General features: G+C 55.6%; 14 protein-coding genes and 1 tRNA gene. 10 read left to right on the top strand and 5 right to left on the bottom strand.

What is annotated here, in order from left to right; genetic code table 11:
- Position 1: 1 nt before the first annotated feature.
- Positions 2–679, bottom strand: coding sequence for a restriction endonuclease subunit S (locus tag B3361_RS10835; RefSeq protein WP_223656452.1), 678 nt, complete (start codon positions 677–679; stop codon positions 2–4).
- Positions 618–899, bottom strand: coding sequence for a hypothetical protein (locus B3361_RS10830; RefSeq protein ID WP_033991388.1), 282 nt, complete (start codon positions 897–899; stop codon positions 618–620). The genes B3361_RS10835 and B3361_RS10830 overlap by 62 nt, the downstream gene beginning before the upstream one ends.
- Before the next feature lie 417 nt (positions 900–1316).
- On the opposite strand from B3361_RS10830, the gene B3361_RS10825 reads away from it, so the two are divergent.
- From B3361_RS10825 to B3361_RS10815, 3 genes are all read left to right on the top strand, one after another.
- A complete protein-coding gene (locus B3361_RS10825) occupies positions 1317–1499 on the top strand; it encodes a hypothetical protein (protein ID WP_043217148.1) in 183 nt (60 codons plus the stop codon).
- A gap of 158 nt (positions 1500–1657) precedes the next feature.
- On the top strand, positions 1658–1921 hold the full coding sequence (locus B3361_RS10820; protein WP_021702831.1) for a BPSL0761 family protein: 264 nt from the start codon (positions 1658–1660) through the stop codon (positions 1919–1921).
- 2 nt (positions 1922–1923) lie between these two features.
- A complete protein-coding gene (locus B3361_RS10815; RefSeq protein ID WP_054881700.1) occupies positions 1924–2526 on the top strand; it encodes a DUF6088 family protein in 603 nt (200 codons plus the stop codon).
- 121 nt (positions 2527–2647) lie between these two features.
- Here B3361_RS10815 and B3361_RS10810 read toward each other — a convergent pair whose 3' ends face one another.
- A complete protein-coding gene (locus tag B3361_RS10810; protein ID WP_054881699.1) occupies positions 2648–3196 on the bottom strand; it encodes a hypothetical protein in 549 nt (182 codons plus the stop codon).
- A 404-nt stretch (positions 3197–3600) separates the two neighbouring features.
- On the opposite strand from B3361_RS10810, the gene B3361_RS10805 reads away from it, so the two are divergent.
- The 3 genes from B3361_RS10805 (at position 3601) to B3361_RS10795 (ending at position 9640) form a co-directional block, all read left to right on the top strand.
- Complete coding sequence (locus B3361_RS10805; RefSeq protein ID WP_054881698.1) at positions 3601–4068, top strand: hypothetical protein; 468 nt, start codon at positions 3601–3603, stop codon at positions 4066–4068.
- Positions 4065–6512, top strand: a complete 2448-nt coding sequence (locus B3361_RS10800; RefSeq protein ID WP_223656453.1) for a hypothetical protein — start codon at positions 4065–4067, stop codon at positions 6510–6512. Before B3361_RS10805 ends, B3361_RS10800 begins: the two co-directional genes overlap by 4 nt.
- A 68-nt stretch (positions 6513–6580) precedes the next feature.
- Positions 6581–9640, top strand: coding sequence for a hypothetical protein (locus tag B3361_RS10795; RefSeq protein WP_177337106.1), 3060 nt, complete (start codon positions 6581–6583; stop codon positions 9638–9640).
- A gap of 17 nt (positions 9641–9657) precedes the next feature.
- Here the strand turns inward: B3361_RS10795 and B3361_RS10790 are convergent, their stop codons facing one another.
- Positions 9658–9870, bottom strand: coding sequence for a helix-turn-helix domain-containing protein (locus tag B3361_RS10790; RefSeq protein WP_003282467.1), 213 nt, complete (start codon positions 9868–9870; stop codon positions 9658–9660).
- A 148-nt stretch (positions 9871–10018) separates the two neighbouring features.
- On the opposite strand from B3361_RS10790, the gene B3361_RS10785 reads away from it, so the two are divergent.
- Genes B3361_RS10785 through B3361_RS10775 form a run of 3 tightly spaced genes read left to right on the top strand, consistent with a single transcriptional unit; the run spans position 10019 to position 11701 of the window.
- On the top strand, positions 10019–10252 hold the full coding sequence (locus B3361_RS10785) for a hypothetical protein (RefSeq protein WP_003282466.1): 234 nt from the start codon (positions 10019–10021) through the stop codon (positions 10250–10252).
- Positions 10245–11405 (top strand): Arm DNA-binding domain-containing protein, encoded by a 1161-nt coding sequence (locus B3361_RS10780; RefSeq protein WP_003282465.1) that lies wholly within the window; start codon positions 10245–10247, stop codon positions 11403–11405. Before B3361_RS10785 ends, B3361_RS10780 begins: the two co-directional genes overlap by 8 nt.
- 11 nt (positions 11406–11416) lie before the next feature.
- Positions 11417–11701, top strand: a complete 285-nt coding sequence (locus B3361_RS10775; protein WP_003282464.1) for a hypothetical protein — start codon at positions 11417–11419, stop codon at positions 11699–11701.
- Between the two features lie 292 nt (positions 11702–11993).
- On the opposite strand, the gene B3361_RS10770 is transcribed toward B3361_RS10775, so the two are convergent.
- Positions 11994–12070: transfer RNA gene (locus B3361_RS10770), tRNA-Arg, on the bottom strand.
- Positions 12071–12488: 418 nt separating this feature from the next.
- Between B3361_RS10770 and gabD the strand changes: the two genes are divergently transcribed.
- Positions 12489–13931, top strand: coding sequence for an NADP-dependent succinate-semialdehyde dehydrogenase (gene gabD, locus B3361_RS10765; RefSeq protein ID WP_009682215.1), 1443 nt, complete (start codon positions 12489–12491; stop codon positions 13929–13931).
- Positions 13932–13988: the final 57 nt, after the last annotated feature.

The following is a 13988-nucleotide window of genomic DNA, read 5'->3' as shown; positions in this document are numbered from 1 at the left end:
TTCAATCCTTAATAAGGTGCTGGTAAATGCCTTGCAGCATTTGCTCTCTGTTGGTTTGCAGGCGTGCGATCAGCTCATCCTCTTCGTCCCATAGCGCTTGCAGAGCAATCAGCTTCTGCTGAGTGGCGAGTGGCGGAAGGGGAATCCTCATATCCAGCAAGGACGCTTTGCTGATGGCCTGAATCGCACTGCCGCTGCGCTCAAGGCTTCGCTGGCTTTGAGGCAGATTGATGAGCCAGCACAGGTATTCGGGTAAGACATCCTGTTTTTTTGTGCTGACAATAAAGAACTGGCTGGTGGCAACAACCGGTTGCTGCCCCGTGAAGAGAGCAGCCTTGTTGTTGTCGCCACGGGCGATCACCGCGATGTCGCCTGATTGGAGCAGCGGCGGTGAGGTGCGCGCATCCCAGCTGATGGCCGTTAGCGTGTCCGGCTCAATGGCCGAGCTTTGACGCAGATCCTTGATCTGTAGAACACGGATATCACCAGCAGGGTCATGCTCCAACGCGCCGCGGAAGGTGTATCCAGAACGGACATCGGCCACATCGCTCAATTTGAATGACGGGTTTGGCATAAGTAACTCTGGGTAGAAGCGCCATCCTTGGCGCAGGCGTTCATCAGGCTTCGCAACGCTGATACTGATTTTGTAACCACTGAGTTTTTTCGGCGTCCAGCCCAAACCAGGCGGCGTCTCCCTGCAGCCGGGTTACCAGTAAGCCGTCATCAGCATCCATTGCTGCTTTGAGGTTATCCCTTACCTGAGTGGCGCTCTGGCTCGTGGCAACAATCCAAGTGGACTCCAGCGGCCGACACCAGGTGCCATAGGCTTTGATGCGGTCATACAGGGCTTGGTAGTTACGCTGCTTACGCAGGTCATAGGCGATTTGGTACAGTTTCATAGCTTTAGCTCTCCTAACGGGTCAGTTATTGCAATCGCGGCAGGCTGCCACCTGCCGCACCTCATTTTTATCTCCGTACAGCTCGTACTGAGGTGAGGCGAGATCAATATCGCCTAGCTTGCTGCTGCCGTCAATATTTTTATGCAGTAGGATCTCTATGGAGTTCTTGCTTGGGGTCAGCGGTGCGTCCTCTTCTTTCCGCTTTTGCCGTCGCCTCGTCTGACCTAGCCGTTAGCGTGCGGCCCGATCCCCCTCACCCACAGCGAGCTGACTCGGGGCACGCAAAGCAGCGCCATACTCGCAAGCGTGCCGTCCTCATTTCCCAGTCTGGGATCTGACGAAATTTGCAGCATCTGCGTTAGCGCAGCGAAACATCGAGTTAACGTGTGCCTCGTAAGTAATTGGGAGCGCACGCTGATGAGATGGTTTTTCGTGGTGATGCTTTGCGGTGGTGCAGGTCTCTTGCTAAGCGCCCAATATCAAGTACCGCAATGGTTGCTTTGGCTGCTGCTGGCGCTGGGAACCACGATATGGGGCCTGGCCAAGTGGATGGAACGGCAGGAGGCCAAGACGGAGCGCAGCCATGATCGTGCACACTGACCCGGATTGGTCTGCATGGGATCTCCCAAGACTGCAGGCTTTGCAGCTTCCTGCTCGGCAAACACTGGTTGGCATTGCACCCTAACTGCGCGCTAGGTGGCGGGCGCTGGCGAGCCAGCGGCCCGGGACTTTACGTTTATGGCCAGGAGATAGCGAGATTGACCCTTCCTTATGAAAGAACCCGCGCCATTGTCAAAACCGAGGAATTCCTGCGTGAGCTATCCCGTCATACGGGATTACCGCAGGATATCCGCAGCTATGCGAAAAGCCTGCTCAGGCACTATCCCTCTGCGGCCCAGGTTTTCTCGCTGGGACGCCTTGAGGAATGCCTGGTGAATGAAGCGCTTGAAGTCGAATACCGACAACGAGTGATCGCCTTCCACCAGCCATTGCTCTGCTCTTCGCTGGATTCGACACAATAGCGATGCCCCGCTCCCATTCTGAACAGTCGGTATCTCACCTCGTCACGCAGCGTGTTAAGCGTCTGCGCAGGGGGAGGCCTTTCAGCATCAGGTGTCTTGCTGAGCTTGGTTCGAGCTCGGCCATCTCCAAGGCAGTCGCCCAGCTAGTTCGTGGCGGTGAGCTTGTGCGTGTGTACCGTGGCATCTACATGCGGCCGAAAACCAGCCAATACACCGGCCGGGTTCGTCGTCCTGGGCCTTGGGACTTGCTGAGTCTGATTGCCAGGCAGAGTCGCTGGAAGCTGCAGATTCACGGTGCTGATGCAGTGAGGCAATTCGGGCTGAGCACACAGGTGCCCGTCATACCTATCTATTACACCAGCGGCCCCAGTCGATCTCTGTTTATAGAGAAGGCCGAGATCAGGCTCGTGCATGCTGCTCCGATGGTTATGCAGTGCTCCGGAACAAGGGTCGGGATGGCTATCAGTGCTCTTTATTATCTCGGAAAAGATGGCGCTACTCAGGAGTGCATCGATGCGATTAAAGCAGCACTCCACCCCGGAGAGCTGGCCACCTTGTTGTACTGCAATATGCCCAAATGGATGCGCGTGGCGCTAGCTGAATGAGCCCTGCGCATCAGGTGGTGAGGCCGTCCGTACTCGGTTTAAAGTCTAACTTCGTGGTTAGTTGGCAGTCAGCCATCTGATCTGACTGCCCGTGTTATCTGCTTTGAAGCGAGTCTGCGTTTTATTGCTGGCTCGCCTTGATCCGCGCTTTGCGGATGTAATTCACTGATACACCCAGCTGGCGTGCAAGCTCGGCGTCGGAAACGACACCAAACGCAGATGCAATTTCAGGTGTTATTTTTGGTAACGGACGTTTGTATGCCTGTATTCCAAGCTCGTGACGTTTCTTTTTGACTGGAAAGTTGCTGATATCCAGACGATCAGCGACCTCGGTATCCGGCATCTTCCCGAGCATGGCAATGGCTTCATTGGTCCAGATGTCCTCAAGGGGTTTGAAGCGTTCGCGGGCAGTCTTGGGCTCCTGGATTCTCAGCTCACCTCGCTTTCGCTTGATGCGCTTGATGGAAACTCCGAATTCTTGTGCCAGTTGATAGTTCGTTCTTGTAGCGAGTTGCTCAATCAGCTCAGTCGGCAGCTCAATGTCTTCTGGGTGAAACTCAGGAATGCCAATTGAGTGGCGGTAACGCCGGACAGTGCTCGCTCCAAGGCCAAAGCGCCGCGCTACTTCGCGGTCGCTCATCTTTCCGATGCATGCCTTCCAATCACCCATATGCGTGCTCCTAAAACGAGATGTAGCCAGACAGTTTTGCCTGACCTCGTATTCAGAGTGCGGTCGGGCTACCCCTGATTTTCAGGTTGATGCAGTCGGGATTTGATATCGCTCCATTTCTTCGGCGTGTACGGCGCCCTTCTGATTACGGGCTCAGCGAAGCCCATTTGCTAGTTAAACCCGCGCATGCGCGGAAATTTCAGTGCTTTCTTTGATGGCATCGTTGCAGTGTGTTCGGCGATTTTCCGCGCATGCGCGGAATTAGCAAAAGCGGCCGTTGGCAAAGAGGTCAGTCACCACGTCAATTAGCGAACAAAAAATTTCGTCACAGTCCAATTCACTCCCCTTAATCGGGGGCTCGCGCCTCGCATTGTCTAGTAGTCATATCACTAGAGAGAGGCGTCATGTTGACGATCAAATTACGCGACATCCAAGGAGTGCATCCCGAATTTTCTCGTATTGAGCGAGATCTGGATCTAGCTCCTGTAGGGGTTCCAGATCAGGCTCTGATCCCCAGGGCTATGGCCTTGCGCATCAATATGCTCTACCCGTTGGTCATCAGTAGGCCGGATGCGCTCTGTATCGGCCAAACGACGCTGTATCGATGGCTAAAAACATATATGGATCCAGAAACGCCGGTGCTGTGCATTGAATGGACGGGGGGGCGAATCAAGGATTGTGCCTACCAGCTTGTTCTGATTGAGCGCCTAGTTGCGCCTGCCCTAGCTCAAATTACGCCACAACAGGTACGTGATTTATTTACGCATATAGGATATGCCGCAGAGCAGTGGCCTCACGAGTATCGCAGTCACGCCCACCTATCTCGGCTGGTTGGGGTAAAAACGCTCAAGGGGCGGGAGGGCGAAAAATGAGTAAGCACTCGGCTCTGTTGCTCCTCGCCTCGGAGCAGAGGCAGTCACCACGAATTATTGGCGAAATCCTCAATCTGCTAGGCGCTCATCCTGGGCTCATTGACCTGCCACGCGCCATTGATCAGCTTCTACGAGTGCTCCGCGCATGCAATGTTGGCATGCCGATTGGTTTCGAGAATTCTGATGTGGTCGTGTGGCGTGAGGCGTGCGGATGGATCGTTTCCCTGGCCCGTCAACCAAATATCCGAGAGCGTCTAGGTGAGCAATTTTGGCTAGGAGATAAAGGGTCGGCGAACAATCCTGTTTTACATAAAGGCGTAAAAATATTCGGATTTCCATACGCCACGTTCCTGCACATATTCAGAGACCACGGAAATAAACAGAACTATGAGCGACTGCTCGCACAGTTGCTTGTTGCATCTCAGAAAACCGCTACTAATCGCTTGCTAGACCAGCGTTATGATGTTTACAAGGCCATCGGCCATCTATGCAAGCTGCAAACCGTCTCAATCGCTTCCGAACTAAATATTTGGGGGAGTACTGAGGAGTTCGTGGCGAGTTGCAGAGGTTTTTTACATAGTAAGTCAAGATCAGAGAATGCCGATAGTTTTGCTGCTATCGCCAGATTTGTTCGTTACTGCAACGGCGAGTTGCCACGCGTGGGTGGCGGCGGAGGCGGTCATAGAGGTAAGCGTAAAAGGCAGAGTTTGCCTGAGCTGAACCACTATATCAGTGAGGATGTTCGAGGGTTTGTGCTGGGGGATCCCGATGATCCTGATCAGCTGCCAGGTCATTACGACGTCATCGTTGGACATACCGATACTGCTGGGGGTGATCTGGCCCCCGGAGAAATGAGTCCAGCAACCGAAATTTGGGTACTGGACGATGAGGGCTGTGAGCGGCCATATGTTGCTGATCTGCTAGGCCAACAAAATGTCGAGGCGCATATTGTCCGTAGCCGACAGTTCCTGCCATTTTCATATAACCAGCTCACGCTAATGGAGTTGCGGAATTTATTGTTTGGTGCCAGCGACCTATTCCACTCGTATCTGCAAGAGCTTTCCTACACAAAAGACCCAACTCCGATCCAGCTCCGAATGGAGGCGATTGTTGCTCTGCATATCAGTCTGTGGTTGGGGCAGTCGACGACGCAGATTATCCAGTTATCCATCGTTGATGACGAGACAGATGACGCCGATGGTCTGGCATTGATCCTAGGGGATTCGGCGCAGTTCAGTATGGTAGTTAAGCGCCCAGATTTGGCTGGCGACGATCGTTGGCAGGCCTCTTCTGGTGTCCGACTATCGTTGCTGCGAATTCTATTGCCCGATCTAGCCGGTAGTGCCCAGTTGGTAAAGCAACTGATCAGGACATTTCCTCACTCAGCCAACCAGGTGTTCACTTATCAAACTGAGCAGCTGGACGCCGAGATCAGGGCACTGCTGCTGGAATTGGGTGGGGGGGATCGCCGCTATACGCGAACCAAATTGCGCAGTTATTTGTTCCACCAGATAGTCGCTGATACTCAGGATGTAGCAGCAGCATCCATGCTGTCTGGCGTTGAAATCCCCTCGGCGCAAACCCCGCGCTACTACTTGCAGCTCGATGCCTGTCACCTTCGCAAAATTTACACCACCTCACTGGTGAGAGTGCTGACGCAGGTTTATGCCTGTGCTGGTCTCGCATATGAATATGTCGACCTAAATCCGGACCAACAGGGTGGGGTGGGTGCAACTCATTGCCTGCTGCCTGCAACCATTGCGAGCAATATCAGTGCAATGGCCAGGGTCTTGAGGAGGAAAGCGAACGGGCGTCTCAGCGAGATGGTCGCTTGGCACAACTGTTTCACCCTCTGGACAGTGCAGATGTTTATGTTGGTCACGTCCTGTAGGGCGGTCCGCAACCCTCTGATGCTCATCGACGAATTTGATTCTGTGTTGGGCATGGGCGCGCTGTCAGACAAGGATTCTGACGATCGTCATATGAGTCGGCTGATTTGCATGCCGCCGATGTTGAGGCGGCAAATAACAAGCTACTTCGCGCATTGCGCGTCTATCAGCCGACAATTGATTGGTTATCTGCCACAGGATGAGGAGGATCATCAGTGGTCGCGAGGGTTTTTCCTACAGATTAACCAGGCTGGAATACGCCGCGTTGAGATTGCCCCGAGCAATATCTACGACCAGATGGAGCTGGTCTCTGGTTACACCACGCATCGAGTCAATGCCCACCGGAAATTCACCCGCACGGAACTCACGGAGCGGGGCTGTCCTTCAGAAGCGCTGGCTGCGTTCATGGGGCACTGGCTCAGGGGTGAGGAGCCTCAGGACGCCTATTCGACGTTCTGCCCTGCGGTATACGCCAAGGTTCTAGATGAGTGGATTACCCCACTACTCAGGGAGCTTGGCTGGTCGGCTCTGAGCAGCCAGTGGGTGACAGAATGAACCTGCCCCGTCTAAACAATCAACAGGGCAGTGTTATCTGGTCGGCTCGGCCTCATGAGCCGGAATGGATGCCCGAGATGCGAGCGCTTCTGAAGTCGATTGCCGAGAAGTCCGGTACGGCGTTCGGCAAATGGCTGTTGGGTGAATGTGCCATATACGGGATCTCGACGACACACGTCCGCGAACTGGAGGCACAGCTCGGCAAAAATCACACGTTGCGCAACGTACTGCGCAGCATCACTCAGCGAGTTCGGGACCAAATCCCGGGATTTCCGCTGGCACGAATAGCCATTGCCGTCAGGCGTGCAGCAAACCCGATCAATCCTGACGTCTACACGGCTGAGCGAATTCAACGCAGCAGCCAACTGATTCACGCCCTGCAGCAGGGTCTGAAACTGGATATCGATGCGCTCAGCACGGATGAGCGCATTGGTCTGCTACTAATGAGTGCGGCCTACAACGGCGGATTGCTCGATGTGGCTCAGCTGAATGCCATGCTCAGTACGACGCCAGACAGCATCGAGTGGGTAGCGGGAATTCCCGAGATACGTCTGCCGCTATCGATCCGCGGCAATGCCGTCGCTGAATTTCGGCAGTGGTTCCCTGATCCGGCAACGCTGGCTCTGTTGATACGCTGCGTGGATGATGTTCAAAAAAGCACCGGCAAACTAAAGCGTAGAAATTGGCACATGCGCTGTGTCTGTGCATTCCTGAAGAAGGTTGAGGTACCTGAACAGTATCATCCAGAGAATCCCAGCGACCTGTTTGATTTTCTAAGGATGCAAATGCAGTTGCGGCTGCCGCAGGTGCTGGTGAATTTTGCATGCCGCAAGGGTTTTGTCTCGCAGTCACTGCGCCCCTCATCTTGGGGCAATATTCTCGGCCTAGATGATCTCGAGGACCCTGCGGGGACTTATGACGATGAATCTGTTTCGGATGTAACTGAGGATAACCCTGACCCCCCCGCATGGCTGGAGGAACTGCGCGATCGGATCCGGGACAACCTGCCCATAGAGAGCCCTTTGCAAGCGGAGTCTCATGGAGAACTTCCCGGCCTAATCCAGAGTTGGCTTGCCTACATGCTGGGTGGCGCCTCCGCATACGGCCACAGTATTGGGCGAAGCACGATAAAGCGATATACCCAAGTACTAGGCGCAGCACTTTCCTCTCGGTTAGATGGCATAAGCATCTTCGAGCTCGAAATTGACGCGCTCGAACTTGTGTATGAATCCGCACTGGATGCTCAGGCCACAGATAGCAAACGGCGCACCCTGGCCAAGGCAGTCCAGGAGTTTCACACGTTTCTGCAGCGTCGTTACAACTACCCGACAATCAGCCCCTACTCAATCCTAGGCATCGGCAAAGGTGTGACCAGGGTAGATGCTCGCATTATCAGCGAGGAGCAGTACCAATTGGTTATGCAGGCGCTCGGCACATGCGGGCTTGAGCTGCGAACGCCACGTCTGGTGACGGCTGCGAGGCTTTTGTTGATCTTGGGGTTCCGGTTGGGATTGCGGCGTAACGAGGCTCTAAAGCTTCGCCTACGTGATTTGCATCTGCCCGAATTTTCAGCAGCGGAGTGCGCGCATATTCAAGCTCGGCAATCGCATATGCGCAGGCTATCTAAAGATGAACAGGCCAGAATAGAGCTGCCCGTTGACCTGCTCATTCGCCCCCATGCACAGCGTGGGTTGAAAACCCAGAATGCGGTTCGGAGTTTGCCGCTGCGTGAGCTGCTTGAGCCCGATGAGCTCACATTGCTGATCGACTGGTATCGAGAGCGGCAGCAGGAAGAAAGCCAAAATTCAACGTCGGAATTCCTGTTCTGCATCCCACAGCTGAGAACTCAGTGGGTCAGCGAGAGCTGCCTGTTCCCAGCTCTACATGACTGCATGCGAGCAGTCACGGGTTCCGAGTTCCTGCATTACCATCACCTGCGCCATTCCTGCGCCACGTGGTTTTTGCTCAAGTTGATGGGTGCGCAGAATGCGCTATCACCAGAGCTGGTTTTCAAAGATCTGCCCCTTACCACTCGCTGGCTCAGAGATGACCTCAGGTTGCGTAAGGCGATGTTGCCTGTAGAGGGCCCCACCCGGCGAATCGTCCATATTGTCAGTGCCATCCTCGGGCATGGCAGCCCAAAAACCACACTGTTGCACTACGTCCATAGCCTGCCTCAGATCATGGCAATGATGTGGCAATGGAATCCCCAGAACTGGATATTCAACGCCGCAAACGTCGCCAAGATAGCCGAGGTAAGCCAACCCACCATGAGCACTGAGCCCCGTGAAGGCATTTCAGCTGAGTGCGGCGTGCTACTCGACATCATCGGTCGCATTAGACCCCTGAAGGAGCGTAAGCGTGCTCGGAAGAAGGCGAGTCGAGGCCAGGCTGAACAGGTGGAGCAGAACTGGGCGATTGGGCGAATTCTGGCTATCGAGTCGATGCTGGCGTATGCCTCATATGCCGAGCAGACAGGTCGAGCGGTCAATCTCGACTGGGTCGAGTTTTCTGCCGAGGCGCGTGAAATGATGCTTGAGCGGGCACGCTGTATCCGCGATATGCAACAGCGACCGGGAGCAAGCAGCTCAAGCCCTAAACACAGGCTGCAACCTGCTCTGTATGCAGAAGGTTCGTCGTATCTGTCGCTGTTGCCCTCGCCTCCAAAGCATGGTGGGCGTGAGGCTGTGGCCGAGTATGCGCAGCGCCTCTACGACCTGCTCGAAGGCCCCGACAGCGAACGCGCCCAGCGCGTGATTGATGATTTTGTTGAGCGCTGTTGGATGACTGAAACCACGCTGCGATTCCAGCGTAACCGTGACGAGGACCATGCACAGGACTATCTGTGGCTGCTGAGTGCTATAGGTATTCCGGCTCGATCTATCGAGCTGATCGTCTACGACGCTAACAAGCCGAAGACGACCAAGTCCTACTGGCGTCAGCAGCTCGGGAGCACTCGCCGGTCGTTCAGTCAGCACGCGCCGGAGAGTAACGATGTAGCGAATCTACATTTGGGTATAAGGGCGAAGCTTGAGCTGAAGGGTGAGGCAAGGCAGAACCATCACTCCGGCGCCGCCCTGCGCTACCTGATGCTGATGGCTTCCATCGACTGGCATTTCCGTGCCTGACCAAGTCCGGAGGGCATTCAGCCCTCCGGATCATCCTGCAGTTCCAGCAACTCACCCACCTCACAGTTCAGGTACTGGCAGATCGTCTCCAGGTCCTTGAGCTCCACCCGTTGCGCGGTCTCGTGATAGAGCCGCGTGAGGGTTCCGCGGTTGATCCCCGTGTCCCTAACCACGTCACTTATCTTCAATTTCCGCTCACCGAGTAGGCGAGATAAATGGCACTTGACCATCTCAATCTCCAAAAAATGATCTTCTAGAGATCATTTTGTACTTGCAAAGCCCAAAATGAGCGTTATATTGATCTTCAGGAGATCATTATGAGCTATCAGGAGCTCATAAGAATCCGCTGTCGTTCAATTTAGCAGAGAGGGCATTGCTATGTCTCACACCTATCTGACCACCGAGGAGCTGGCCACTCGTATGAAGTACGACGTGCGCACCATCCGTAACCGCCTGAAGGACTCGGTACTGCTCGAAGGCATCCATTACTTCCGCCCGTTTGGTGGTCGAAAGATCCTGTTCATTTGGGAGGCCATCGAAAAGGACATGCAGAAGCATTCCCGCACCTCCAGTTTGATACCTATGGCCGGCGGAGGCATTTGCCATGGGTAAGATTCGTGCCCGTGCCGACAACGAGAAGTTGTTCTTCGACTTCACTTATCTGGACAAACGCTGCCGTGAGCAAACCACGTTGCCTGATACGCCGGCCAATCGAAAAAAGCTGGAGAAAATCCTTGAGCGTATTGAGGCAGAAATCACGCTGGGAAGCTTCGACTATGCCACTTACTTTCCGCAAAGCAGCAAGGTTCAGGAGTTCGCAAGACTGCGGGCTGGCTGCGCGATATTGAAGACTCCACCATTTAGGGACTTCGCCGAACGCTGGTTCGACGAAAAGCGTGTGGAGTGGCGCGACACACATACAACGACGGTACGTCAGACCCTTGATAAATACCTGCTACCAACATTCGGCAGACAAGAAGTCAGCGCCATCACCAAGGCAGAAATCCTGTCCTTCCGCTCGGCACTCGGCAAAGTTCCCGGGCTGAAGGGGCAGGCTCTGTCAGCGACGCGAATCAACCACATCATGACGCCATTGCGCATGATCCTTAGTGAGGCGGCTGACCGGTTTGAGTTTACTTCACCGTACCTCAACATCAAATCGCTGAAGGTTCCCAAGACCGATGTGGAGCCGTTCACTCTGGATGAAGTGCTGCAGATTCTCGGTGCCGTGCGCGAGGACTTCCGCAACTACTACACGGTGCGCTTCTTCACCGGGATGCGCACGGGAGAAGTCGACGGCCTGCAGTGGAAATTCGTCGACTTTCAGAGGCGGCAAATCCTTATCCGCGAAACTTGGGTCGGTGGCCGGCTCGACTACACGAAGAATGACGGCTCGCAACGCGAAATCGACATGTCTGGCCCGGTGTACAAGGCCCTGCTCGATCAGCAGAAGAAGACGGGGAGTGGTCAGTTCGTCTTCTGTTCTCGGGAAGGTACGCCTTTTTCGTACCGCAACATCAACAACAGGGTTTGGTTTCCGCTGCTGCGTCATCTGGGGCTGCGCCAGCGACGCCCTTACCAGACCCGCCATACGGCTGCGACCCTTTGGCTGGCTGCAGGCGAAAACCCGGAGTGGATTGCCCGGCAGATGGGCCACACAACTACAGAGATGCTGTTCCGCGTCTACTCGCGCTACGTGCCTAACTTGACCCGACGTGACGGAAGCGCCTTCGACAATCTGATCCAAGCCAATTTGAAGGACTGAGGAGTACTCACATGAAATTGATCAACCGCAGCAACGTCACGTACCTGCATCCGGCGATGGAGGCTCGTGAACACCAGTACTTGAAGCATTTGGCTTCTGCCATGAGCCACTACCTCGAGAGCCCCAACGGCAATGAACTGGTCTGCATCCTTGGCTCCGGCTACGAGAAGAACAACCGCCAGGCGCTCGATACCTGGGTCGCCTATCACCGTAATGAGGTCTTCGAGAAACGGTTGGAGGGGCGCAGCCCGCTGGACTTCCTGATCGAAAAGCTGGAGAGCATGCTCAACAACTAAAGTAACGAAGGGGCCGAAAGGCCCCTTCTGCTTAGGTGCTTTCAGATGGGTTGGGAGTTGTGCCTGATTGTGGCTAATACTCAATCTCTGCGAAGTAACCGGCATGCCATCTCACCGTGCGGCACGCTTTGGGCACAGAATTGGCACAGCCTGAAAAGCCGCCGCTAGATGACACTGAGGGCAGTGCTCATCGCAGCCTGAGAGCTGGCATCAAGGGAATTTTGCTGGAGGGCGCCGATTCAGCAGCGGAAGCGGCGAAGCCTTAGAAAAAGGCCATTGAATCAAGAGGATATGGCGCACCTGGCGGGATTCGAACCCACGACCCTTGCCTTCGGAGGGCAATACTCTATCCAGCTGAGCTACAGGTGCGTATGTGTTGCGGCGAACTATTTGACCACTAGCCTTCACCCTTCTCAACTCGATGATCACTGCCTTCGGAGGGCAGTACTCTATCCAGCTGAGCTACGAGTGCAACGCGCACGCATGATACCCATCTGCGCCGGTCGCGTCCATCGCCTTGATCTGTAGCCTTTTTTCCCGGTTGCCTGTGCCGGCCGGTTCGCGGCTGAAGCCGCTTCCGCCCAGTGGGAGCGGGCGTGCCCGCGAAAGGGCCGGTTGCCAGTACGCAGATGATGACTTTTCCGCCAGGCTGTTCAACCATTCGTTCTTTTTTTCGAACAGCCTATTGTCCAACACCCCAGCAGCCGCTTAGCATTCGTTTGAGATTTCAAACGCTCGATGCCCTGCCTTGGGCGCTTTTCAACAATCAACAATTCGGGAAGCCGACATGCAGCTCAAAGACGCTCAGTTGTTCCGCCAGCAAGCCTACATCAACGGTGAGTGGCTGGATGCGGACAATGGCCAGACCATCAAGGTGACCAACCCGGCCACCGGTGAAGTCATCGGTACCGTGCCTAAGATGGGCACCGCGGAAACCCGCCGCGCCATCGAAGCTGCCGACAAGGCCCTGCCGGCCTGGCGTGCCCTGACCGCCAAAGAGCGCTCGACCAAGCTGCGTCGCTGGTTCGAACTGATGATCGAGAACCAGGACGACCTGGCTCGCCTGATGACCACCGAACAAGGCAAGCCACTGGCCGAAGCCAAGGGCGAAATCGCCTACGCCGCCTCGTTCATCGAGTGGTTCGCCGAAGAAGCCAAGCGTGTCTATGGCGACACCATTCCGGGCCACCAGCCAGACAAGCGCCTGATCGTCATCAAGCAGCCAATCGGCGTAACCGCGGCCATCACCCCGTGGAACTTCCCGGCTGCCATGATCACCCGTAAAGCCGGCCCGGCCCTGGCCGCTGGCTGCACCATGGTGCTCAAGCCTGCTTCGCAAACCCCGTACTCCGCCCTGGCCCTGGTCGAACTGGCCCACCGTGCCGGTATCCCGGCTGGCGTGCTGAGCGTGGTTACCGGCAGCGCTGGTGAAGTGGGCGGTGAACTGACCGGCAACTCCCTGGTACGCAAGCTCTCCTTCACCGGCTCGACCGAAATCGGTCGCCAGCTGATGGAAGAATGCGCCAAGGACATCAAGAAGGTTTCCCTGGAGCTGGGCGGCAACGCCCCGTTCATCGTGTTCGACGACGCCGACCTGGACAAGGCGGTCGAGGGCGCGATCATCTCCAAGTACCGTAACAACGGCCAGACCTGTGTCTGCGCCAACCGTATCTACGTGCAGGACGGCGTCTACGACGCGTTCGCCGAGAAGCTGGCGGCTGCGGTGGCCAAGCTGAAGATCGGTAACGGCCTGGAAGATGGCACCACCACTGGCCCGCTGATCGACGGCAAGGCTGTCGCCAAGGTTCAGGAGCACATCGAAGACGCCGTTTCCAAAGGCGCCAAGGTGCTGTCCGGCGGCAAGCTGATCGAAGGCAACTTCTTCGAGCCGACCATCCTGGTTGATGTACCGAAAACTGCTGCTGTCGCCAAGGAAGAGACCTTCGGCCCACTGGCGCCGCTGTTCCGCTTCCAGGACGAAGCCGAAGTCATCGCCATGTCCAACGACACCGAATTCGGCCTGGCTTCGTACTTCTACGCCCGCGACATGAGCCGTGTGTTCCGTGTTGCCGAAGCCCTGGAGTACGGCATGGTGGGTATCAACACCGGCCTGATTTCCAACGAAGTGGCGCCATTCGGTGGCATCAAGGCTTCTGGCCTGGGCCGCGAAGGTTCCAAGTACGGTATCGAGGACTACCTCGAAATCAAATACCTGTGCATCAGCGTTTGATCGCACGGTAACGGCTTTACCTCTGCCAGCGGGGCGCGAGAGCGACGTCTCGCTGGC

Origin of the sequence: Pseudomonas sp. UBA6699, assembly GCF_002454615.1 — a bacterium.
Classification (GTDB): Bacteria; Pseudomonadota; Gammaproteobacteria; order Pseudomonadales; family Pseudomonadaceae; genus Aquipseudomonas; species Aquipseudomonas juntendi.
Note: the sequence above shows the minus strand (reverse complement) of the source record. Positions and strands in the feature narration are given on the sequence as shown.

Excerpts from the sequence above, each read along its gene's own strand:
- gabD (WP_009682215.1), top strand. The coding sequence starts at position 12,489 with ATGCAGCTCAAAGACGCTCAGTTGTTCCGCCAGCAAGCCTACATCAAC.
- B3361_RS10800 (WP_223656453.1), top strand. The coding sequence starts at position 4,065 with ATGAGTAAGCACTCGGCTCTGTTGCTCCTCGCCTCGGAGCAGAGGCAG.
- B3361_RS10805 (WP_054881698.1), top strand. The coding sequence starts at position 3,601 with ATGTTGACGATCAAATTACGCGACATCCAAGGAGTGCATCCCGAATTT.
- B3361_RS10825 (WP_043217148.1), top strand. The coding sequence starts at position 1,317 with ATGAGATGGTTTTTCGTGGTGATGCTTTGCGGTGGTGCAGGTCTCTTG.
- B3361_RS10810 (WP_054881699.1), bottom strand. The coding sequence starts at position 3,196 with ATGGGTGATTGGAAGGCATGCATCGGAAAGATGAGCGACCGCGAAGTA.
- B3361_RS10775 (WP_003282464.1), top strand. The coding sequence starts at position 11,417 with ATGAAATTGATCAACCGCAGCAACGTCACGTACCTGCATCCGGCGATG.
- B3361_RS10790 (WP_003282467.1), bottom strand. The coding sequence starts at position 9,870 with ATGGTCAAGTGCCATTTATCTCGCCTACTCGGTGAGCGGAAATTGAAG.
- B3361_RS10785 (WP_003282466.1), top strand. The coding sequence starts at position 10,019 with ATGTCTCACACCTATCTGACCACCGAGGAGCTGGCCACTCGTATGAAG.
- B3361_RS10780 (WP_003282465.1), top strand. The coding sequence starts at position 10,245 with ATGGGTAAGATTCGTGCCCGTGCCGACAACGAGAAGTTGTTCTTCGAC.
- B3361_RS10795 (WP_177337106.1), top strand. The coding sequence starts at position 6,581 with ATGCCCGAGATGCGAGCGCTTCTGAAGTCGATTGCCGAGAAGTCCGGT.
- B3361_RS10830 (WP_033991388.1), bottom strand. The coding sequence starts at position 899 with ATGAAACTGTACCAAATCGCCTATGACCTGCGTAAGCAGCGTAACTAC.
- B3361_RS10815 (WP_054881700.1), top strand. The coding sequence starts at position 1,924 with ATGCCCCGCTCCCATTCTGAACAGTCGGTATCTCACCTCGTCACGCAG.